This window comes from Cryobacterium sp. TMT1-2-1 (genome assembly GCF_004403955.1).
Lineage (GTDB): Bacteria > Actinomycetota > Actinomycetes > Actinomycetales > Microbacteriaceae > Cryobacterium > Cryobacterium psychrotolerans.
This window is the reverse complement of record NZ_SOHC01000031.1, coordinates 1-20883: the sequence shown is the minus strand read 5'-3', so window position 1 is coordinate 20883 and position 20883 is coordinate 1. Positions and strand designations below refer to the sequence as shown.

Here is a 20883-nt window from a genome sequence, read left to right as displayed (position 1 = left end):
CGGTCGGGGCCTTTAGCTCAGTTGGTAGAGCGCCACGTTTACACCGTGGATGTCATCGGTTCGAGCCCGGTAGGGCCCACCACGAGTGATCGCGCAATAGTGGTCGCGTCCCTCCTCCTGCACCGCTTCCGCCTTGGGGTGCGTCGCTCACTTTGTCAAGGGGGGTCGGCCAATCCGGCTCGGCTCGCCGGCGGGGGGATACGCTGAAGGTAACGCGGCCTTGTCCGTGCCACACGTCGAAACTGGTTGGTCCGCCGCGAAGCGGGGTGATCCTGAGGTCACCATGACAACCCGCTGTACTGCACCCGCGTCCGCACCTGCCCACCATGCCTGATGGTCGAGCATTCGGAGCAGCGGTCGAGGAACTCTCCACGGCCCACGAAAACGCGACCAGCCTGTGTCGGCCGTTCCTGGGGTTGCTGCCGGTCACCGGGGTCGCGATTTCGACGCTGGGCGCCCCGTTCGGCACCGAAACGGTGTGTGCGAGCGACACGCAGGCGGCCCGGATCGACGAGCTCCAGTTCGACCTCGGCGAGGGGCCCTGCTGGGAGGCGCTGACGTCGCGCCGGCCGGTCCTCGCGCCCGACCTCCACAGCGCCGCTCCCTCGTCCTGGCCCATTTTCCTCGAGGCGATCGGTGACGCACCGGTGGGGGCGCTCTACGCATTCCCGCTCACGCTCGGGTCCCTCGATATCGGAGCCGTCGACCTGTATGCCCGGCGACCGGGAACACTGTCGCCGGCGCAGATCGCGGATGCCGTTGCCCTGGCGGGCATCGTCGCCCTCCAGGTGCTCCGGCGCAGCCTTTCCGCGCAGACCCTCAAGCAGGACGCCGAGGCCGACAGCGGCTACTCCCGACGGGTCGTTCACCAGGCCACCGGGATGATCCTGGCCCAACTCGGTTTGTCCGCCGCGGATGCGTTGCTCGTCATCAACGGCTACGCGTTTTCACACGGACGGTCGGTGCGCGAGGTTGCGGCGGACATCGTCGCTCGGCGGGTGGATTTCACCTCGCATTTGAACGACATCTAGAATGGCCTCATGGTGACCCAGACACGTGAAGGTCAGCTGGTCGAGACTTTCGTCACACTTGCCGACACCCTCGTCGTCGGCTATGACATAGTCGACCTCTTGCAGACGCTGGTGGAGAAGTGCGTGCCCCTCTTCGAGGCCTCGGCAGCGGGTATCATCCTGTCGGCCGGGGAAGGCGAACTCGAGGTCGTTGCATCGACCAATGAACGCGGCCGACTCGTTGAGATCCTCCAGCTCCGATCCGGTAGCGGCCCGTGCGTGGAGTGCCTCACGACCGGGCGTGCGGTCGCCGTCGGGGACATCGACGCCGTCGGACCCAAGTGGCCGCGGTTTCGCGCCGGGGCGCTCGAACAGGGTTTCGCTTCCATGATCGCCGTGCCGCTGAGGTTGCGCACGACGACCATCGGTTCACTGAACATCTTCTGGGACCGCCTCGGCGCCCTCGGCGAGGCGGATATCGTCACGGTGCAGGCCCTCGCCGATGTGGCCACCATCGGCATCCTCCAGGAACGGGCCATCCGGGAGAGCGACGACGCACGCCAGCAGCTCCAGCATGCGCTGAACAGCCGGGTCTTGATCGAGCAGGCCAAGGGGGTCCTCGCCTTCACCCATTCCGCCAACATGGATGAGGCGTTCGCCCTGCTGCGAGACTACGCCCGGCGTAACGGCATCCCGTTGGTCGACGTCGCCGAACGCGTCGTCACCCGCACCCTTTCCCTCTGACCCTCACCGCTGCACATTCGGTGGTGAACCGGGCGCGCTCAAGGCTCGGCTCGGCGTAGAATGGTTGTGCAGCCCCGGACCCCGGCAGCACACGTTCAGCCGTGCGCAATCGAGGGATTCCAATGAAGCGCATCTTTCATCCGGGCGGGTCCGTCGTCACCGGAAGCGATCTAGCAGACGCCGTGCTCGTCTATGCCGAGGCGCTTAGCGGGCGACGCCAGGTCGACGTCGTGGACATCCCGATCATCAGCGATGACGGCAGGCAGGGCCGTGCTCAGTTCCTGATCGGCTCCGCGAGCCAGCTGGTCAGCGTGACGTCCGAACCGGCCGCGTTCGAACTGGTCGAACTGGGCACGACGGAACTCCTGCATCGCAAGGCCGAGGACCAGTCGCTCCAGACTCCCATCGGGCTGGCCCACGATCCCGCATTCGCCCAGTTCGACGAATTCGACTACTGATCGAATTCGGCTACTGCTTGGGCTGCATCGCGGTCGCCGCACCGGTGACCGCGCGGGGAACAACCGCAATCGGGCAGGGCATGTTGAGCAGCACATCGTGGCTCACCGAACCCAGGATGAGCCCGGCTACCGCCCCGCGCCCGTGAGTGCCGACGACCAGGAGCTCCGCGGTCCGCGACGCGTCGACGAGTGTTTGCGCGGCCGGGCCCTGCTCGAGGGTCACGGTGACGTCCATGCCAGGATTCGCCTCCCGGATGCGCCCCGCGGCCCTGGCCAGAATCTCGTCGTGGGCCTGCCGGAGGTCGTCGAAAGGGATCATCAGGCCGTCGTCGAAGCCCAGGGTCGCCGGGATGCTCCAGGCGTGCACGATGACCAGGCCGCGACCGAGTCGGACGGCCTCACGGGCGGCGAAGTCAAGCGCGACATCCGAGGTGTCATCGTCCTCAACGCCGACCACGACAGGCCCGTCCAGGTGCGTCCAATTGGCCGGAACGACGACAAGCGGGCAACGAGCGTGCGCGGCGAGGCGGAGCGGCAGGGTGCCGTACACCGCCCCGGCCATGAAGCCCGTTTTCTTCGTGCCGATCACCAGGAGGTCGGCCTTGGCGGAGGCGCGGATGAGTTCCTCGACCGGGGCGCCCCGACGCATGACACTGGTCTTCTTGAGGCTCGGCGCGGCCTCGTCGACCCGGCGTGCCGCCTCCGCCAGCGCCCGTTCGTACACGAGGTGGAAGTCGTCTTGCGGCCCTCCGGCCGGGACCCAGCCCAGTTCGATCACCGTGGTCAGTTCCACGGTCAGGTTGACCGTTCGCGCTCGCTCGAGCATCCAGTCCACGGCCGCGCTGCTGGCCGGGCCGCCGTCGATGGCGACAATCACGCGTTCGGCCATGGAAACGTCTCCTTTTCCGCGAGTCGCGCCGGAGTGCGCTACTCGATCAGGCTGTCAGCGGGGAGTCTACCCGGGTCACGGTGCCGTACGCTGGCTGGATGAAACCGCCCCCTGAAGAGGTCGCCCGGCCCGGGCCGGGCCAGGAATCCGTGTGGGACTATCCGCGCCCGCCCCGGGTTGAGTCGGTTCCATCCCGAGTCGTCGTGCGCTTCGGCGGCCGGGTCATCGCCGACACGACGGATGCCGTGCGTGTGCTGGAGACCAGCCATCCGCCGGTCTACTACCTGCCGCGAGCGGCCTTCGCGCCAGGGGTCCTGCAGCCCGCGGAGGGCCACACCGTGTGCGAATACAAGGGGGAAGCGTCGTACCTGACCGTGGTCGCCCCCACCGGGGAGCGGGCCGACTCCGCGGCCTGGTCCTATCCGTCGCCTCGTCCCGGATACCTGGACCTGGTCGGCCGCGTCGCCGTGTATCCCGGCCGGATGGACGAGTGCACGGTGGACGGTGAACGGGTGCGGCCGCAGGCCGGCGGGTTCTACGGCGGCTGGATCACCTCGCGCGTCGTCGGGCCGTTCAAGGGTGAGCCCGGGACCCTGGGCTGGTGAGAGAGGCCCGCGGGGTCGCCCCGATCCTCCTGGCGGCAGTGCTCTGGGGAACGACGGGCACGGCCGCACATTTCCTGCCGGGCAGCGTCGGCCCGCTCGCAACCGGCGCAGCGACGATGGCCGTCGGTGGGGCGCTGTTGTTCGCGCTCTCCTCGCTCGGTGCGCTGCGGGTGATTCGGGATCGCTCGATCCGTCCGCACCTGGTCGTCGGCGTCGTCGGAGTCGTGCTCTACCCGCTGGCCTTCTACAGTTCCATGCACCTGGCCGGGGTGATGATGGGCACCGTGGTGTCGCTGGCCTCGGCTCCCGTCTTCGCCGGCCTGATCGAGTTCCTCCGGGACCCGGGCGGCCTGACTCGGCGGTGGGCCGCGTGCACGGCCATCGCCCTCGTCGGCACGGCCCTGCTGGTGATCGGGCGCCCGGCCGACGTTGCAGCGGACGGCTCGGCTCCGCTCGGGGTGCTGCTCGGCCTCGTGGCAGGCCTGAGCTACGCCGTCTACACCGACAGTTCCCACCGGATGATCGCCCGGGGGCACGGCTCCAGCGCCACGATGGGGGCTCTGTTCGGCGTTGGAGCGCTGTGCCTCCTGCCTGTGCTCATCGCGACGGGGGCCCCGCTCCTGGCCGAGGCTCGCACGATCGGGATCTCGACCTACCTGGCCATCGGGCCGATGTTCGCGGCCTATCTGCTTTTCGGCGCGGGGCTGCGGCACGTGCGGAGCAGCACGGCCACGACCCTCACGCTGATTGAGCCGCTGGTGGCCACCGTTCTGGCCGTGCTCGTCGTCGGCGAGCGGCTCCACCCGGTCGGCTGGACCGGCCTCATCCTCTTGATGGCAAGCGTGTTCGCGCTCGTTGCTCCGGACCGGACCAAACTGGAGCCCGTGTTGGTAGAATCCGGGCATGCTCGACCGCGAGTCGGCGGGGCAGGAAGGCTCCGGACCACCCGAAGGACCCGAAGCGCACGGCGATGACGATCTCGCCGCTGCGGTCGATGACGGTGCCCGGACCGCCTCTCATCCGGTTCCGTCTCACGCGGTGCCGGCGAGCGGGTTCGACGCGGATCTCCCGGATGATGCCGACGACGTCGTCCCCGGGGCCGCCGAACCGATCACCAGCCCGCGCGTTCGTGCGGACGAGCGCGTCGTCGAGGTCACGAGGCGATGGGGATTCTTCTCGAAAAGGCGCAGCAGAGTCCGCAGGCACCCGGACGACAGCTAGTCACCGGTAGGCTGGCCCCGTGTCATTCTCGCTCGCCGACGTAACCCGGGTCGCCCACGATCTGTGGCCGCTGTCCGGAGCCGAGCAGTGGGACGCGCCCGGCTTGCTGAGCGGGGATCCGGCCGGTCCGATCGACCACATCCACCTGGCCGTCGATGCCGTGGCCGACACCGTCGACGAGGCCATCGAGGCCAATGCCGACCTCCTGTTCGTGCACCACCCACTGTTGCTGCGCGGCGTGACCACCGTCGCCGAGGACCGCTACAAGGGGGCGCTGCTGAGCCGTCTCATCCGCGCGAACTGCGCGCTGCTGGCGGCCCACACCAACGCCGACATCGTCGTCGACGGCGTCTCGGACGTCTTCGCCTCACGGCTGGGGCTCGTTGACGCCCTGCCCATCACGGCGGGCACGGTCCCCGGGACGGGCATCGGACGCGTTGGCCGGCTCGCCGAACCGACGACCCTGGGCCAGCTGGCCCGTCGGGTGGCCCAGCTGCTGCCGCCCACTGCATCAGGGGTGCGGGCGGCGGGGGAGTACGGGCAGCCGATTGAAACCGTCGCCCTGTGCGGCGGCGCCGGGGACTCGCTCCTCGCGCACCCGTCCGTGCTCGCCGCCGACGTGTACATCACCGCCGACCTCCGGCACCACCCCGCCTCCGAGGCGCGCGAGCAGGCCCGGCTCGGCGGCGCCGGTCCCGCGCTGCTCGACGTCTCACATTGGGCCAGTGAATGGTTGTGGCTTGAGACCGCGGCCGGGCAATTGCGCGAAGCTCTTCCCGGCATGCGCGTCTCCGTCAGCGAGCTCCGCACGGATCCGTGGGACTTTGCCGTCATCCAGTAGCCGGCCGGCTCCCTCAACCCGTTCCCACTCAACACTCGTAAAGGTCAGGACATTGTGAAGGCATCCCCAGCACAGCAGAAGGAGCTTCTTCGGCTCCAGGCGCTCGACACCAGGCTCCAGCAGACGCAGCACCAGACGAAGGCGCTGCCCCAGCACGCCGAACTCGCCGCGCTCGGCACCGAGGCCGAGAAGACACGGACGACCCTGACGGCGCGCACCGGCGAACTCGAGGATGTGCGGATCGAGCTGGGCCGGATCGAGTCCGATGTCGATGTGGTGGAGAAGCGCATCGCCCGGGACACCGAGCGCGTCGAGCACACATCGTCGGTCAAAGACGTCCAGGCGCTCGAGACCGAACTGGCCGCCCTGCGGAAGCGGCACACCGACCTCGAGGAAATCGAACTGGCTGTGATGGAACGCCTCGAAGAGCGCGAAGCCGCCGTCGCCGAGGTGGAAACCGTCCGCGACGCCCTCGCGGACCGGATCAGCGAGGCGGAGAAGGCCAGGGACATCCGGCTCGCCGAACTGAACCGCGAGCTGGGCGACCTCGCCAGGGACCGCGAGACGATCGCGGCGACCCTGACCGAAGAACTTCGCGCACTCTACGAGAAGCGGCGGGTGGTTGGCCGGGGCAACGCCGCGGCCCTGCTCCGGGCGCGCACCTGCAGCGGCTGCACGATGACGCTCACCGGCAGCGACCTGGAGAGCGTGCGTTCCGCCGACGCCGACGAAGTCGTCTTCTGCCCCGATTGCGGGGCCATCCTGGTGCGCACGGAGGAATCCGGCATCTAGTGGGCCGGTCATTCATCGTCGAGGCGGACGGCGGGTCTCGCGGGAACCCGGGGCGCGCCGGCAGCGGATCGCTCGTCATCGACGCTGAGACCGGCGAGATTCTTGCCGAAATCGGGACCTGGGTCGGCATCGCCACGAACAACGTCGCCGAGTACCGCGGAATGGTCGAAGGCCTCCGCCGCGCACTCGAGCTCGATCCGACGGCGGGCATCCTCGTGCGCATGGACTCCCAGCTCGTCGTCGAACAGATGTCCGGCCGCTGGAAGATCAAACATCCCGACATGCGGGAGTTGGCGGCCGAGGCACGGGAACTGATCGGCCACCGGCCGGTCACCTTCGAGTGGATTCCGCGCGCCGAGAATGCCCGCGCGGATGCGCTGGCCAACCGGGCCATGGACATGGGACACAGCTTCGGGCTGTAGGATTTGACCTGAATGGGTCGGCAAGACGGTCGCGTCATTCGGTGCTTTTCGGAGCAGCGGATGCCGAGGAACGTCCGGGCTCCACAGAGCAGGGCGGTGGGTAACACCCACCCGGGGCAACCCGCGAGACAGTGCCACAGAAAGTAAACCGCCACCGGCCTCGGCTGGGGGTAAGGGTGAAACGGTGGTGTAAGAGACCACCAGAGGCCAGGGTGACCTGGTCGGCTCGGTAAACCTCGTCCGGAGCAAGGTCGAACAGGAAACGCTAAGGCTGCTCGCCGAGTTTCCGGGTAGACCGCTAGAGGGCTGCGGCAACGCAGTCCCAAGATAGATGGCCGTCCAGGGTGCTTTGGCACCGGGACAGAACCCGGCGTACCAGCCGGCCCATTCCCTCCCCGCAGCGCCCGGTCGTCGGCCTCGGCCCCCGGGGTCAGGGCGCGGCCGGCCCGGGTCGCACCGGACGGTTCTCCGCGGCGGCCGCGACGACCTCCGCGATCCGTTTCTCGCGCGTCACCGGGCGTTTGGCGCTCGCGACCCAGTACAGGAGTTGCTTGCGCGTCGACGGCGGAAGCGCCGCAAACCCGTGCTCGGCACCGGGTTTGCCGGCGAGGACCGCGGCGAGGTCGGCCGGGGCAACGAGTGTCTCCACCTCGTCCAGGATCGTCCATGATCCGTCGGCCTTCGCGGCCGCCACGGCCGCCAATCCCGCGGGAGCCAGCAAGCCCTGCTCGGCGAGCCGAGCGACGCGTTCCTTGTTGCTCTGCGCCCACACGCTGCCGGGCCTCCGCGGGGTCATGAGCTGCTTGAAGCGGGCCTCGTCCAGGCGATTCACCACGCTGTCGATCCAGCCGAAACACACGGCCTCCTCCACCGCAGCCTGGTAGGTCAGCGTGGTGACCGTGTTCCCCTTCTTACCCACGGCCAGCCACACGCCGGGGGAGTCGGCATGGTTGGCCTCCAGCCAGGCCCGCCACTGCCGACGGTCCGCCGGTTCGATGAAAGAAAGGTCAGCGAGCGGCGTCATGCGGCGAGCCTCCTCACACACGATAGGTCCACGGCGGGAGCCTACCCGGGCGCGGGTTCAGACGCCGGCGAACCCGATCGCCAGTGCCGCCGCGCCCAGGATGCCGGCGTTGTTGCGGTGCACGGCGGGCACGATCGGGGTCGACAGGCTCAGCAGCGGCAGGAACTCCTGGTGGTGCTTGGACACGCCGCCGCCGACGATGAACAGGTCGGGGGTGAAGAGCTTCTCGAGCGTCGAGTAGTACTTCTGCAGGCGGCCGGCCCACTTCGCCCAGCTCAGGTTCTCCCGTTCCTTGACCGAGTAGGCCGCGCGGGTCTCGTAATCGTGCCCGTCGATCTCGAGGTGGCCGAGCTCGGTGTTCGGCACGAGCAGGCCATCGTTGAGCAGCGCGGTGCCGATGCCGGTGCCGAGCGTGGTCAGGAGCACGACGCCCGGCACATTGCGGGCGGCGCCGAACTGCGCCTCGGCATAGCCGGCGGCATCCGCGTCGTTCACGAAGTGGATCGGGCGGCCGAGGCCGTCCTCGAAGAGCTGCTCGGCCGCCAGGCCGATCCATTTCTCGGACACGTTTGCGGCCGACATGGTCCGGCCGTGCTTGACCACGGCGGGGAAGCAGACGCCGATCGGAAGGTCGGCACCCCCCGCCGAGCCCGTCGACACCATGCCCAGGAGCTGGCGGGTGGTTTCGACGATGTCCCGTGGGCTCCCGCCCTTCGGCGTCGCGAGCTTGACTCGATCGGAGAGCAGCGCACCGGTCGAGAGGTCGACCACAGCCCCCTTGATGCCGGTGCCGCCGATGTCGATCCCGATGGCCGTGGTAGAACTCATAAGGAAAACCTACCCGCTACGGCAGGGTGAGGATATCGGCTCCGCGCTCCGTGACCACGAGGGTGTGCTCGAACTGGGCCGTCATGCTCCGATCCCTCGTCGTCACGGTCCAGTCGTCCGACCACATGTCCCACTGGTGCGTGCCCAGGGTGAGCATCGGCTCGATCGTGAACACCATGCCGACCTCCATCACTGTGTCGTAGAGCGGGGCCGAGTCGTAGTGGGGGATGATCAGCCCGGAGTGGAACGCCTCGCCGACACCGTGGCCGGTGAAATCGCGCACGACTCCGTAGTTGAAGCGTTTGGCGTAGGACTCGATCGCCCGGCCGATCACGTTGACCCGGCGCCCGGGCGCCACGGCTTTGATCCCCCTCGCGAGGGCCTCCCGGGTTCGCTCGACAAGGAGGGTGACCTCCTCGGTCGCCTCACCGACGATGAACGTGACATTGCTGTCGCCGTGCACACCGTTCTTGAACGCGGTGATGTCGATGTTCACGAGGTCGCCGTTCTCCAGCACGGTGTCGTCGGGGATGCCATGGCAGATCACTTCGTTCACCGAGCTGCACAGGGACTTGGGGTAGCCCCGGTAGCCGAGCGTCGACGGGTAGGCATCGTTGGCGACCAGGAAGTCGTGGCCGACGGCGTCGAGCTCCTCCGTGGTCGCTCCGGGCCGGACGGCCCGGCCGACGGCCTGGATGGCCTGGGCGGCGATCCGGCCGGATTCGCGGATCAGTTCGATCTTCTCGGGCGAGTAGACGTCCGAGCCCTCGAAACGGGAGGGGGCTTCCTTGCCGACGTACTCGGGGCGGGCGATGCGGGAGGGGACCGGGCGGGTGGCCGAGACCGTTCCGGGGATGAGATGACCGACGGGATTCTTAGGCATAGGATCAATTATGACCGCTGATTCTGAACACCAGTTCTGGTACAACATGCGCACCGGCAAGGTCGAACAGGGCCCCCAGTCGCAGTCAATCGATCGGGTAGGTCCCTTCGCCACCGAGCTCGAGGCGAGTCACGCCCTGGAGAAGCTCCGGGCGAACAGCGCCAAATGGGCAGAGGACGACGCCCGGGACGAACGCTGACCGCGCCGCCGGCTCACTCGTAGCTGTGCTCGGGGGCCGGGTAGGCGCCTGAATCGACGTCGTCCTTGAACTGGTGCACGGCATCCGTCAGGACGGCGCGCAGGTTCGCGTACTGGCGCACGAAGCGGGGCACCCGGCCGTCGGTCATGCCGGCGAAGTCGGTCCAGACCATCAGCTGGCCGTCAACGTCGGGCCCGGCCCCGACCCCGATGGTAGGGATCTCGAGGCGCGCGGTCACCTGGGCGGCGACCGTCGCGGGCACCATTTCGAGGACAATCGCGAATGCGCCGGCGTCCTGCACGGCGAGAGCGTCCTCGATCAGCCGATCTGCTGCCTCGCCGCGGCCCTGGATGATGTGCCCGCCCAGGCCGTGCTCGCTCTGTGGGGTGAAGCCGATGTGGCCCATCACCGGGATACCGGAGGTGACGATCCGTTTGATCTGCTTGTGGCTGCGCACGCCGCCCTCGAGCTTGACCGCGTGGGCCTGGGCTTCCTTCATGAAGCGAACGGCGGTGTGCAGGGCCTCGGTCGCGCCGGTCTCGTAAGACCCGAACGGCATGTCCGCCACCACGAGTGCCCGTGTCACGGCTCGGGCCACGGCGCGGGTAAGGGGGATGAGTTCGTCGACGGTCACCGGGAGGGTCGTCTCGTAGCCGAACACGTTGTTTCCGGCCGAATCGCCCACGAGCAGGAAATCGATCCCCGCCTGGTCGAAGATCTGGGCCGTGAGCATGTCGTAGCTGGTGAGCCCGGTGATCGGGATCCCCTGCTGCTTCGCGGTGTGGAAATGGCGGGTGCGTACTCGCTTGGGACCGGGGGGAACGACCGCGAACGGGTTCTGCTCCGGGGCGGCGGCGGATGCGGCGGGGGCGGGTGACTCTGGCATGGCTCAAGTGTAGTCAGACCGTCATCGGCGGCTCCCCGGCCCGGTTTTCGCGATATCGGCGGCGCCAGACACTAGCCTAGGAGGGAACAAGAAAGGGCCAGAATGGACAAGCAGCGCGACTTCGTTCTTCGTACCATCGAGGAGCGGGGAATCAAGTTCGTCCGGCTGTGGTTCACCGACGTCGTCGGTACCCTCAAATCGGTCGCCATCGCCCCGGCCGAGGTCGAAGGGGCGTTCGCCGAGGGGCTCGGATTCGACGGGTCGGCCATCGAAGGCCTGACCCGGTCGTTCGAGGCCGATGTGCTCGCGCACCCCGACCCGACCACGTTCCAGATCCTGCCCTGGCGCGGCGAAGTGGACCCGACCGCACGCATGTTCTGCGACATCACGACCCCGGACGGCCAGCCGGCCGTGGCCGACCCGAGGAACGTGCTCAAACGCACCCTCGCGAAGGCGGCCGAGCGCGGCTTCACCTTCTACACGCACCCCGAGATCGAGTTCTACCTGCTCAAGTCGTCCAAGTACGGCAAGAACGGCCCGGTTCCCGTCGACTCGGCCGGATACTTCGACAACGTCCCCGGCGGCACGGCGCACGACTTCCGCCGCCGCTCGGTGCGGATGCTCGAAGACCTGGGCATCTCGGTCGAGTTCAGCCATCACGAGGCGGGCCCGGGCCAGAACGAGATCGACCTGCGCTACGCCGACGCGTTGACGACGGCGGACAACATCATGACCTTCCGGACCGTCATCAAGGAGGTGGCGATCGAGCAGGGCGTCTACGCGACGTTCATGCCCAAGCCCATGTCCGAGCATCCGGGTTCCGGGATGCACACGCACCTGTCACTGTTCGAAGGCGACACGAACGCCTTCTACGAGGCCGGGGCTCAGTACCAGCTCTCCAAAACCGGCCGCCAGTTCATCGCCGGCCTGCTCAAGCACGCGCCGGAGATCACCGCGGTCACGAACCAGTTCGTCAACTCCTACAAGAGGCTGTGGGGCGGCGACGAGGCCCCGAGCTTCGTCTGCTGGGGCCACAACAATCGCTCGGCGCTCATCCGCGTGCCCCTGTACAAGCCCAACAAGGGGCAGAGTGCGCGCGTCGAGTACCGGGCCATCGACTCCGCTGCAAACCCCTACCTCGCCTACTCGCTCATGCTCGCCGCCGGTCTCAAGGGCATCGAGGAGGGCTACGAGCTTCCCCCGGAGGCGGAGGACAACGTCTGGAGCCTGAGCGACACGGAGCGCCGTGCCCTCGGCTACCACCAGCTTCCCGCCAGCCTCGACCACGCCATCCAGTTCATGGAGGAGTCGGAGCTCGTCGCGGAAACGCTGGGCGAGCAGGTCTTCAACTATGTGCTGCTCAACAAGCGCCAGGAGTGGCGGGAGTACCGGTCCCAGGTCACCCCGTTCGAGCTGCGCAAGAACCTCGAGATGCTCTAGGCGGAGGCGGAGGAGCGGCTCGTCATGGCGCGGCCACAGTTGACCCTGACCGAGCTTGCCCGGGTGGGATTCGTCGAACTCGGCGTCGTCCGGGACCGGCTCGCGGAGGTCCTCTCCCTGGGCGGCCCGGATGGAGCCGAACTCCTGCCACTGCTCGGCAGCACGGCGAGCCCGGATGCCGCCCTCGGCGCCCTGCTGGCCCTCCTGCGCCAGGCGCCGGGGGAGGTGCGCGCCCTGCTCGAGCATCCGGACGCAACCCTCCGCCTGCTGCGGGTGATCGGGGCGTCGAGCGGCCTGGCCGACTTCTTCCTCCGGCACCCCGATGAACTCGGCATACTCGCGGAGGCCCGGACGTCCCTCCCGGGCCTCGACGAGTTGTCCGCCGACCTCCTCGATTCCGTCGGCGCCCGCGACGGCTTCGCCACCCTGGTCGAGGATGCGGGGTGGGTGGCTCTGCGCGTGCGCTACCGCAGGCGGCTCGCGGAGCTGGCGGCATTCGACCTGGAGCAGGAAGACCCGGTCGCGGGCGTCGACGGTGTGGCGCGCACCCTGGCCGACCTCGCGGCGGCGGCCCTGGAGGCGTCGCTGGCCGTCGCCCGCAGCATGTGCTCGGGTGCCGTTGCCGCCCACGGTATCTTCCCGGTCGAGCAGGTGCGTGCGACGCGCCTGGCGGTCATCGGTATGGGAAAGGCCGGGGCGAACGAACTGAACTACGTCAGCGACGTGGACGTGATCTTCGTCGCCGAGGGCGACGAGGCATCCGACCTCGACAGCGCGCGGGCGGTCGACATTGCCACCAGGCTGGCCATCCTGATGATGCGCGGCATTAATGAGTTCGCCGTCGAGCCGGAGCTCTGGGAGGTCGATCCGAACCTCCGGCCGGAGGGCAAGGACGGCGCCCTCGTTCGCTCGCTGGAGTCGCATCTGGCCTACTACGACCGGTGGGCGAAGAGCTGGGAGTTCCAGGCCCTGCTCAAGGCCAGGCCGCTTGCGGGCGACCACGACCTGGGCGCCCGGTACGTCGAGGCGGTCGGCCCGAAGGTGTGGACCAGCGCGAGCCGGGAGAACTTCGTCGAATCCGTCCAGCGGATGCGTGAGCGCGTGACGACGAATATTCCCGATGACGAAGTCGACGTGCAGCTCAAGCTCGGTCCCGGCGGTCTGCGCGACATCGAGTTCACCGTGCAGCTGCTCCAGCTGGTGCACGGCCAGGCCGACCCCGACGTGAGGCAGCCGGGAACCCTGCCCGCCCTGGTCGCCCTCGCGGAGGCGGGCTACGTCGGGCGCGCGGAGGCCGCCGAATTCGCGCAGGACTACCGCATGCTCAGGCTGATGGAACACCGGCTGCAGCTTGAGAAGCTGCGCCGCACCCACCTGGTGCCGCGCGATGAGGCCAGCCTGCGCATCCTGGCCCGCGCGACCGGGCTGGCCACGAGCGCCTCCCAACTGACGGCACGGTGGATGGACACCAAACAGCGCGTGCGCGGCCTGCACGAACGCCTGTTCTACCGCCCGCTGCTGTCCGCCGTCGCCGCGCTGCCGGCCGAGGGACGAGCCCTCACGAGCGCCCAGGCCGAGGCCAGGCTCGCCGCGATCGGCTTCCGCAACCCGAAGGGAGCCCTCGGCCACATCGCCGCGCTCACCGGCGGGGTGTCCCGCCGCGCGGCGATCCAGCGCCACCTGCTCCCGGTGATGCTGCAGTGGTTCTCGGAGGGCGCCGACCCCGACTACGGTCTGCTTGCCTTCCGGCGGCTGAGCGACAACCTGGGCTCGACGTACTGGTTCCTCCGCATGCTGCGGGACTCATCCGGCGCCGCACAGCGCCTGACCCACGTGCTGTCCGCGTCCCGGTTCGTCGGCGAGCTGCTCGAGAAGATCCCCGAGGCCGTCGCGTGGCTGGAACACGAAGACGATTTGCGGCCGCGACCGCTCGCTGCGTTGCAGGAGGAGGCGCGCGCCGTGCTCGCCAGGCATGAGAGCCCGGATGCCGCCGCGTCGATCCTGCGCACGGCCCGGCGCAGGGAGATGCTCCGGCTGGCGTTCTCGTCCGTCCTCGGCAAACTCACGATCGAGCAGCTCGCTGCCGGGCTGACCAACGTCAATGCCACCGTCATCCAGAGCGTGCTTGCCGCCATCCGCGGAACGGCACTGGGCGGCGCGGACGCAGCAGCCCCGCCGGACGGGATCGAATTCGCGGTCATCGGCATGGGGCGGTTCGGCGGCGCCGAACTGGGCTTCGGCTCGGATGCCGACGTCATGTATGTGTTCCGGGCGGGTACGCTGCAGGGCGAAGCCGCCCACGACCGCGCCAGGTTCATTGTGCTCGAAATCAACCGGCTCACCGAGGACAACCGCCTCCCGCTCGACCTGGACATCGGCCTGCGGCCGGAAGGCAAGAACGGCCCCGTGGCCCGCTCACTCGACTCCTACGAGGCGTACTACCGGCGCTGGTCTCTCACCTGGGAGGCTCAGGCGCTGCTGCGGGGCAGGGGAGTGGCGGGGGACCCGGCGCTGCTTCGCGACTTCGAGGCGGTGGCGGACTCGGTGCGTTATCCGGTCGCGATCGCCGAGCAGGAGGTGCGCGAGGTCAAGCGCATCAAGGCGCGGGTCGAGAACGAACGCCTTCCCCAGGCGGCGGATCCGAACCGGCACCTCAAGCTCGGCCGGGGCTCGCTGAGCGACGTGGAGTGGTTCGTTCAGCTGCTCCAGTTGCAGCACGCAGCGGCCGTGCCCGGCCTGCGCACGACATCGACCCTGAGCGCGCTCCAGGCTGCCGTCGACGCCGACCTGGTCGCCGAGGCGGACGCGGCTACGCTCCGTGCCGCGTGGGAATTCGCCTCGCGCGCCCGCTCGGCCATCACCCTCTGGACGAACCGCACCTCGGATGTGCTCCCCACCGACCGCGTTCAACTCGAGGGCATCGCCCGGATGATGGAGTATCCGCCGGGCTCCGCAAACGCGCTCGAGGAGGAATACCTCGCCGTCACCCGCCGGGCGCGCGCCGTGTTCGAGCGGCTCTTCTACGGCCCGGTGGAGCGCGCCGGGCCCGCCACCGGCTGACCCGCACGCCAGCCCGCGCAACGCGGCGGGGCCGCACCTCCGAAGAGATGCGGCCCCGGCGGGAACGCGTGGCGACGTCGTCAGACGCCGTAGTAGAGCTCGAACTCGAACGGGTGCGGACGCTGCGCGAGCGGCTTGATCTCGTTCTCGCGCTTGTAGCTGATCCAGGTCTCGATCAGTTCGGGCGTGAACACGTTTCCGGCGAGCAGGAAGTCGTGGTCGGCCTCGAGCGCGTCCAGCGCGGCCTCGAGCGACGCGGGAAGCTGGGGGATGCTCTTGGCTTCTTCGGGCGGGAGCTCGTACAGGTCCTTGTCGACGGGCTCGTGCGGCTCGATGCGGTTCTTGATCCCGTCGAGGCCGGCCATCAGCTGCGCAGCGAAGGCGAGGTACGGGTTGCTCGCGCCGTCCGGAACGCGGAACTCGATGCGTTTTGCCTTCGGGTTCGTGCCGGTGATCGGAATCCGGATGCACGCGGAGCGGTTACCGGCCGAGTAGACCAGGTTGACGGGAGCTTCGAAACCGGGGACCAGGCGACGGAACGAGTTCACGCTCGGGTTGGTGAACGCGAGGACCGCGGGGGCATGCTTGAGCAGCCCGCCGATGTACCAGCGGGCGAGGTCGGAGAGACCGCCGTAGCCGGCCTCGTCGTAGAACAGCGGCTGGCCGTCGGCCCAGAGGGACTGGTGCGTGTGCATCCCGGAGCCGTTGTCGCCGAACAGGGGCTTCGGCATGAAGGTGGCGGTCTTGCCCCAGTCGTGCGCGGTGTTCTTGACGATGTACTTGAACTTCAGGATGTCGTCGGCCGCGTGCACCATGGTGTCGAAGCGGTAGTTGATCTCGCCCTGGCCGCCCGTGCCCACCTCGTGGTGGCTGCGCTCGAGGATGAGGCCGGCGTCGATCAGTTTGAGGCAGATGTCGTCGCGCAGGTCGGCGTGCTGGTCGACCGGGCTGACCGGGAAGTAGCCGCCCTTGAACGGGGTCTTGTTGGCGAGGTTTCCGCCCTCTTCCTGCTTGCCGGAGTTCCAAGCGCCCTCGCTGGAGTCGACGGAGTAGAAGCTGGAGTGCTGGTTCACTTCGTAGCGCACGTCGTCGAAGATGTAGAACTCGGCCTCGGGAGCGAAGAACGCGGTGTCGGCGATGCCGGTGGAGGCCAGGTACTTCTCGGCCTTCTTGGCGACCTGGCGCGGGTCCTTCGAGTAGATCTCGCCGTTGCGCGGGTTATAGATGTCGAAGAGCATGATGAGGGTGCGCTCGGCGCGGAAAGCGTCGATGTAGGCGGTGGTGACGTCGGGGATGAGCTGCATGTCCGACTCGTGGATCGACGCGAAACCGCGGATCGACGAACCATCGAACATCTGGCCGACCGTGAAGAAGTCTTCATCCACCGTCGATGCCGGGATGTTGAAGTGCTGCTGCACACCGGGCAGGTCGGTGAAGCGGATGTCAAGGAACTTGACGTCCGTTTCCTTGATGAATTTGAGCACTTCTGAGGAATCGCGGAACATGCGGATTAACTCCAATGGGCGTGGATCTGGGACAGAGGTCGGTCGGTACGACTTCCCCGAGATTAGTCTGGCGGCGTTACCCGAGGGTGACGCTTATGTTTCACACATGTTACGCCGGAGCCAGCTCGGTAGACTGATCGAGTGCCGGAACCGAGATCGAAATCCATTCCCTTTGGCCAGCTCGCACCGAGCACATGGCCGGGCGAGCGGCTTGGTCTTCCCCGATCCGGGCCCCGATCGGTGGCCCGCGCCGGGCGACGGATCGCTGCCCTCGCGATCGACTGGGCGCTGGCCTATGCGGCATCGGCCCTGTTCTTCTCCCGGGACGGTTTCGTGAACGGCATCGCGACCACGGCCATCTTCGTCGCGTTGCAGATCGTGTTCATTCCGACGATCGGCGGTAGCATCGGACACCGCCTGGTCGGGCTGTACGTCGTGCCGCTCACCGGCGGCTGGGTGGGGCCCTGGCGGCCGATCGTGCGCTCGATCCTGCTCGGCCTGGTCATTCCGGCGCTCGTCTGGGACTCAGACCAGCGCGGCTTCCACGACAAGGTAGCCGGAACCGTTCTCGTCCGAGGCTGACCTCGAGTCGTCGGAACGTCGAGCCTGGTCCGGGCCTGCACCAGCGTGGGTCCGGGCATGAAAACGCCCGGCCCGACGGGCCGGGCGTTCCGGTTCGGCTGCGGCTACGCGCGCTTCGGGCGCGCCTTCGCCGGGTCGACGCCCTTGGGGATGGGCAGCTTCCTGGCCATGGAGTTCAAACGGTTGTTGACGGCCAGAACTTCAGCCTTCGTGAGCGTCGGTTTGATCTTTGTCAGGCGGCGCGCCAGTTTGTGCAGGGGGACCGCGTCCTCGTCCGGACCGACCGAAATGACGGTGACGGCGATGCTGCCGCCGAGCCGGGACACCATGCGGCGCTCGTCGTCCAGCATGCGCGCGGTGCGGGTGCGAGGTCCCTCGCTGATCAGCACGACACCGCCGCGGCCGACGGCGCGGTAGATGGCGTCCTGGGTCTTGCCGTTCACGGCGACCGGCATTTCGCTGCCGACCCAGCCGCGCTTGAGCGAACTGCGAAGCACCGCGCCGACGGCTCCCGGCTGGCCCTCGATCTGGGAGTACGCGGCCTTCTCGGCACGGCGACCGAGGATGATCATCATCGCGAGCACGCCGCCGAGCACGCCGGCGACGGCCCACAGGGCGATGGTCCAGCCGCCGCCCGAGGTGAGCAGGGCGAATCCGATGCTCACCACGACGGGGATCAGGAAGCCCAGGATCATGAACAGGACGATGTTCGAGTCGTAGCGCCTCGTCATCTGGAAGACCTGCCACATTTGCTTTATGCGGCCGGGTTCTTTCGGGGGACGGGGGGTCTTGTCCTTGCTGCGTGCCATGAGTCTAAGACTACCCAGTCAGCCGAATACCGCGTGACCGAAAAGGGCTCACGACACGGCCTGCGCGAAGCCGAGCGTGGCATCCGCAAGATGCCGCAGATGGTCGGGCACGTCGCGGCCGCTCTTCTGCATGGATTGGGCCCACAGGCGGCCGGCCCGGTAGGACGACCGCACGAGCGGCCCGGACAGCACGCCGAGGAATCCGATCGCCTCGGCTTCCTCCTTGAGCTCGACGAACTCCTCCGGCTTCACCCAGCGCGCCACCGGCAGGTGGCGGGCGCTGGGGCGCAGGTACTGGGTGATTGTGATGATGTCGGTGCCGGCATCGTGGAGGTCCTGGAGGGCCTGGCTGACCTCCGCCCGCTCCTCGCCCATGCCGAGGATCAGGTTCGACTTGGTGATCAGGCCGGCGTTCCGCCCCTGCGTGAGCACGTCGAGGGACCGGTCATACCGGAATGCCGGGCGGACGCGCTTGAAGATGCGCGGCACGGTCTCGACGTTATGCGCGAACACCTCGGGCCGGGCCGAGAAGACCTCGCCGAGGTGGTCCGGATTGCCGGAGAAGTCCGGCACCAGGATTTCCACGCCCGTGCCCGGGCTCTGCCGGTGGATTTCGCGGATCGTTTCGGCGTAGATCCACGAGCCCTCGTCGGGCTGGTCGTCGCGGGCCACGCCGGTGACGGTGGCGTACCGCAGCTGCATCTTGACGACGGATTCCGCGACGCGGCGCGGTTCGTCGCGGTCGTAGTCGGCCGGTTTGCCGGTGTCGATCATGCAGAAGTCGCAGCGTCTGGTGCACTGCGAGCCGCCGATCAGGAATGTCGCCTCGCGGTCTTCCCAGCACTCGTAGATGTTCGGGCAGCCCGCCTCCTGGCAGACCGTGTGCAGGTCCTCGCTCTTCACAAGGCTCTGCATCTTCTGGTATTCGGGCCCCATTTTGGCCTTGATCTTGATCCACTCGGGCTTGCGCTCGATCGGTGTCTCGGCGTTGCGGATCTCCAGGCGGAGCATCTTCCGGCCGTCGGGTGCGGCGCTCACGCGGTCACCGCCACGTCGCTCGTCACGATGTCCATCACGTTGCTCATCGCGTCGTTTTGGAATCGGGCGCGGACGGGTTCGATGAGTTCGGACGTGTCCACCTCGCGGCCGAGCACGCGCGACATGGTCGTCACGCCGGCATCCTTGATCCCGCAGGGGACGATCCGGCTGTACGGTTCGAGCGAATTGCTGCAATTGAGGGCGAAGCCGTGCATGGTCACGCCTTCGGCAACCCGGATGCCGATGGCCGCGATCTTGTCTTCCCGGCCGGCCGGGCCGACCCAGACCCCCGAGCGGCCGGGGACGCGGACTCCCTCGATGCCGAAGCCGGCGAGCACGTCGATGAGGATCCCCTCGAGGCCGCGCACGTAGCCGACGACGTCGACGGGCTCGGCGAGGTGCAGAATCGGATACCCGACCAGCTGTCCCGGCCCGTGCCAGGTGATCTTGCCGCCCCGGTCCACATCGATGACCGGCGTTCCGTCGGTGGGACGGTCCTCCGGATTGGTGCGTTTGCCGGCGGTGTACACGGCGGGGTGTTCCAGCAGGATGACGGTGTCGGGTCTCTCACCGGAGACGACCGAACGGTGGACTGCGCGTTGGAGCTCAAGGCCCTCAACATACGGCACGGAGTTGGCGCTTAGCCCCGCGACGACAAAGTCGAGCATGGGGTCCAGTCTAGGGTCTGGGCCCCTCCTCCACCGTCGATGGCCGAAGCGTCGTCCCCCGGAGTCCGTGGTGGAGACCGGCGCTCACCGCCCCGGCGCGACACTGGCCTGGTGGGAAGACGCGCACACCGGGCTGCGGCGCCGGGGGACACCCCGGGCACGCAGCCCGACGACCCGGTCGGCGGCGGTCCCGGTGAGTTCCCGCACGTGTCGATGATCGCCGGCTACCGGGTGGTGCGCCGCCTCGGGTCGGGCCGACGGGCCGTCGTCTACCTCGGGCATGCCGGCCCGGGCGCGGGGCGGCCCACGGGCGAGGGAGCCGGCCGTGCGGTCGTCGTGGCGCTGAAGGTCTTCGGCCCGGAGGCGGATCCTGCGTCGGTCGAACGTGAGATCCGTGCGCTGTCGCGGTGTCCCGCGGGGCTGTTGCCCGCGCTGCTGGACGTTGCGACCCTTCCCGACGGACGGGTCTGCCTGGTGCTGGAACGCCTGGCCGGGACGTCCCTCAGCCGGCACCTGGCCTGCGTCGACACGATCGGGCCGGGGGAGGCCGTCACAATCCTCGCCCCGGTCGTCACGGCACTCTCGGCGCTGCATGCGGCCGGCTACGCGCATGATGGCCTCAGCCAGGCCTCGGTGCTCTTCGACGCGAGCGGACGCCCGGTCCTCGCCGGACTCGGCGGCCTCCGCGACCTGCCGCCGGCCGGAAGACCGCGGATCCCGGCGCTCCGCGCCAATTACCTGCGGCTGGGCATACTGGTTCGTGGGGTGTTCGACTGTCTCGACGCCGAGGATCCAGCCTCGCCTGCGGCCGGGCAGCTGGCTTCGTGGTTCGAGGACGCGGCTCGCGCGGCGCCGTTCCAGCCGTGCCTCGACGGTTTGGAGCGCCGCCTCTTCGACTGGGCCGCGGCGACGCCCGTGCGCCGGCCGGGCCTGGGCGAGGCGCGGCCGGGCCGGGGGCCTGGGGTTTGGCCGGGGGTCG

The 20883-nt window shown here is 68.5% G+C and carries 21 protein-coding genes, 1 tRNA gene, 1 other RNA gene and 1 pseudogene; 15 read left to right on the top strand and 9 right to left on the bottom strand.

All coding sequences use genetic code 11. From position 1 onward, the window contains the following. The first annotated feature begins 6 nt into the window (after window positions 1-6). From E3T33_RS06055 to E3T33_RS06040, 4 genes are all read left to right on the top strand, one after another. A tRNA-Val gene (locus E3T33_RS06055) sits at window positions 7-82 on the top strand. A 244-nt stretch (window positions 83-326) separates the two neighbouring features. Beyond that, window positions 327-1031: a GAF and ANTAR domain-containing protein gene (locus tag E3T33_RS06050; protein ID WP_134574958.1), complete on the top strand. Its 705-nt coding sequence runs from the start codon at window positions 327-329 to the stop codon at window positions 1029-1031. 9 nt (window positions 1032-1040) lie between these two features. Then, the gene (locus E3T33_RS06045) at window positions 1041-1754 is read left to right on the top strand and encodes a GAF and ANTAR domain-containing protein (protein WP_174775342.1); all 714 of its coding nucleotides are present in this window, start codon (window positions 1041-1043) and stop codon (window positions 1752-1754) included. A 122-nt stretch (window positions 1755-1876) separates the two neighbouring features. Continuing rightward, a complete protein-coding gene (locus E3T33_RS06040; protein ID WP_134574957.1) occupies window positions 1877-2212 on the top strand; it encodes a hypothetical protein in 336 nt (111 codons plus the stop codon). 10 nt (window positions 2213-2222) lie between these two features. Here E3T33_RS06040 and E3T33_RS06035 read toward each other — a convergent pair whose 3' ends face one another. Then, on the bottom strand, window positions 2223-3101 hold the full coding sequence (locus E3T33_RS06035) for a universal stress protein (protein WP_134574956.1): 879 nt from the start codon (window positions 3099-3101) through the stop codon (window positions 2223-2225). A gap of 98 nt (window positions 3102-3199) precedes the next feature. Between E3T33_RS06035 and E3T33_RS06030 the strand changes: the two genes are divergently transcribed. The 6 genes from E3T33_RS06030 to rnpB all read left to right on the top strand — a co-directional run bounded on the left by E3T33_RS06030 (window position 3200) and on the right by rnpB (window position 7373). Then, window positions 3200-3706 carry a DUF427 domain-containing protein gene (locus E3T33_RS06030; protein WP_092321799.1) on the top strand — a complete coding sequence of 169 codons (507 nt, stop codon included), beginning with the start codon at window positions 3200-3202 and terminating at the stop codon, window positions 3704-3706. Further along, on the top strand, window positions 3703-4680 hold the full coding sequence (locus E3T33_RS06025) for an EamA family transporter (RefSeq protein ID WP_241982844.1): 978 nt from the start codon (window positions 3703-3705) through the stop codon (window positions 4678-4680). The genes E3T33_RS06030 and E3T33_RS06025 overlap by 4 nt, the downstream gene beginning before the upstream one ends. Before the next feature lie 266 nt (window positions 4681-4946). Further along, a complete protein-coding gene (locus E3T33_RS06015) occupies window positions 4947-5768 on the top strand; it encodes a Nif3-like dinuclear metal center hexameric protein (RefSeq protein ID WP_092321803.1) in 822 nt (273 codons plus the stop codon). 54 nt (window positions 5769-5822) lie between these two features. Continuing rightward, window positions 5823-6560 (top strand): C4-type zinc ribbon domain-containing protein, encoded by a 738-nt coding sequence (locus E3T33_RS06010; RefSeq protein WP_134574954.1) that lies wholly within the window; start codon window positions 5823-5825, stop codon window positions 6558-6560. Next, window positions 6560-6982, top strand: coding sequence for a reverse transcriptase-like protein (locus E3T33_RS06005; RefSeq protein WP_134474789.1), 423 nt, complete (start codon window positions 6560-6562; stop codon window positions 6980-6982). The genes E3T33_RS06010 and E3T33_RS06005 overlap by 1 nt, the downstream gene beginning before the upstream one ends. A 13-nt stretch (window positions 6983-6995) precedes the next feature. Then, an RNA gene (rnpB, locus tag E3T33_RS06000) (RNase P RNA component class A) lies at window positions 6996-7373 on the top strand. A 39-nt stretch (window positions 7374-7412) separates the two neighbouring features. Here the strand turns inward: rnpB and E3T33_RS05995 are convergent. The 3 genes from E3T33_RS05995 to map are packed head-to-tail and all read right to left on the bottom strand — an operon-like array spanning window position 7413 to window position 9717. Beyond that, complete coding sequence (locus tag E3T33_RS05995; RefSeq protein WP_092321808.1) at window positions 7413-8006, bottom strand: YdeI/OmpD-associated family protein; 594 nt, start codon at window positions 8004-8006, stop codon at window positions 7413-7415. Window positions 8007-8063: 57 nt separating this feature from the next. Beyond that, entirely contained in the window at window positions 8064-8834 is a 771-nt protein-coding gene (ppgK, locus tag E3T33_RS05990) for a polyphosphate--glucose phosphotransferase (RefSeq protein ID WP_092321809.1), read from the bottom strand. Window positions 8835-8850: 16 nt separating this feature from the next. Continuing rightward, window positions 8851-9717: a type I methionyl aminopeptidase gene (map, locus tag E3T33_RS05985; protein WP_134574953.1), complete on the bottom strand. Its 867-nt coding sequence runs from the start codon at window positions 9715-9717 to the stop codon at window positions 8851-8853. A gap of 10 nt (window positions 9718-9727) precedes the next feature. Between map and E3T33_RS05980 the strand changes: the two genes are divergently transcribed. Next, window positions 9728-9916 (top strand): hypothetical protein, encoded by a 189-nt coding sequence (locus tag E3T33_RS05980; protein ID WP_092321813.1) that lies wholly within the window; start codon window positions 9728-9730, stop codon window positions 9914-9916. Between the two features lie 13 nt (window positions 9917-9929). On the opposite strand, the gene panB is transcribed toward E3T33_RS05980, so the two are convergent. Continuing rightward, on the bottom strand, window positions 9930-10802 hold the full coding sequence (gene panB / locus E3T33_RS05975; RefSeq protein ID WP_134574952.1) for a 3-methyl-2-oxobutanoate hydroxymethyltransferase: 873 nt from the start codon (window positions 10800-10802) through the stop codon (window positions 9930-9932). A gap of 102 nt (window positions 10803-10904) precedes the next feature. Here panB and E3T33_RS05970 point away from each other — a divergent pair, with 102 nt between their 5' ends. After that, complete coding sequence (locus E3T33_RS05970; protein WP_134574951.1) at window positions 10905-12242, top strand: glutamine synthetase family protein; 1338 nt, start codon at window positions 10905-10907, stop codon at window positions 12240-12242. Window positions 12243-12266: 24 nt separating this feature from the next. Next, on the top strand, window positions 12267-15302 hold the full coding sequence (locus E3T33_RS05965) for a bifunctional [glutamine synthetase] adenylyltransferase/[glutamine synthetase]-adenylyl-L-tyrosine phosphorylase (RefSeq protein ID WP_134574950.1): 3036 nt from the start codon (window positions 12267-12269) through the stop codon (window positions 15300-15302). Window positions 15303-15382: 80 nt separating this feature from the next. On the opposite strand, the gene glnA is transcribed toward E3T33_RS05965, so the two are convergent. Next, window positions 15383-16807, bottom strand: a complete 1425-nt coding sequence (gene glnA, locus E3T33_RS05960) for a type I glutamate--ammonia ligase (RefSeq protein WP_092321819.1) — start codon at window positions 16805-16807, stop codon at window positions 15383-15385. Window positions 16808-16948: 141 nt separating this feature from the next. Between glnA and E3T33_RS05955 the strand changes: the two genes are divergently transcribed. Next, window positions 16949-17389, top strand: a complete 441-nt coding sequence (locus E3T33_RS05955; RefSeq protein ID WP_092321821.1) for an RDD family protein — start codon at window positions 16949-16951, stop codon at window positions 17387-17389. A 104-nt stretch (window positions 17390-17493) separates the two neighbouring features. On the opposite strand, the gene E3T33_RS05950 is transcribed toward E3T33_RS05955, so the two are convergent. The 3 genes from E3T33_RS05950 to lipB are packed head-to-tail and all read right to left on the bottom strand — an operon-like array spanning window position 17494 to window position 19904. Beyond that, window positions 17494-18198, bottom strand: a complete 705-nt coding sequence (locus tag E3T33_RS05950; RefSeq protein WP_092321822.1) for a DUF4191 domain-containing protein — start codon at window positions 18196-18198, stop codon at window positions 17494-17496. 48 nt (window positions 18199-18246) lie between these two features. Further along, window positions 18247-19236 carry a lipoyl synthase gene (gene lipA, locus E3T33_RS05945; protein WP_174775341.1) on the bottom strand — a complete coding sequence of 330 codons (990 nt, stop codon included), beginning with the start codon at window positions 19234-19236 and terminating at the stop codon, window positions 18247-18249. Then, on the bottom strand, window positions 19233-19904 hold the full coding sequence (gene lipB, locus E3T33_RS05940; protein WP_134574949.1) for a lipoyl(octanoyl) transferase LipB: 672 nt from the start codon (window positions 19902-19904) through the stop codon (window positions 19233-19235). Before lipB ends, lipA begins: the two co-directional genes overlap by 4 nt. A 111-nt stretch (window positions 19905-20015) precedes the next feature. On the opposite strand from lipB, the pseudogene E3T33_RS05935 reads away from it, so the two are divergent. Continuing rightward, window positions 20016-20883 (top strand): annotated as a pseudogene (locus tag E3T33_RS05935) (hypothetical protein); the annotation flags it as partial.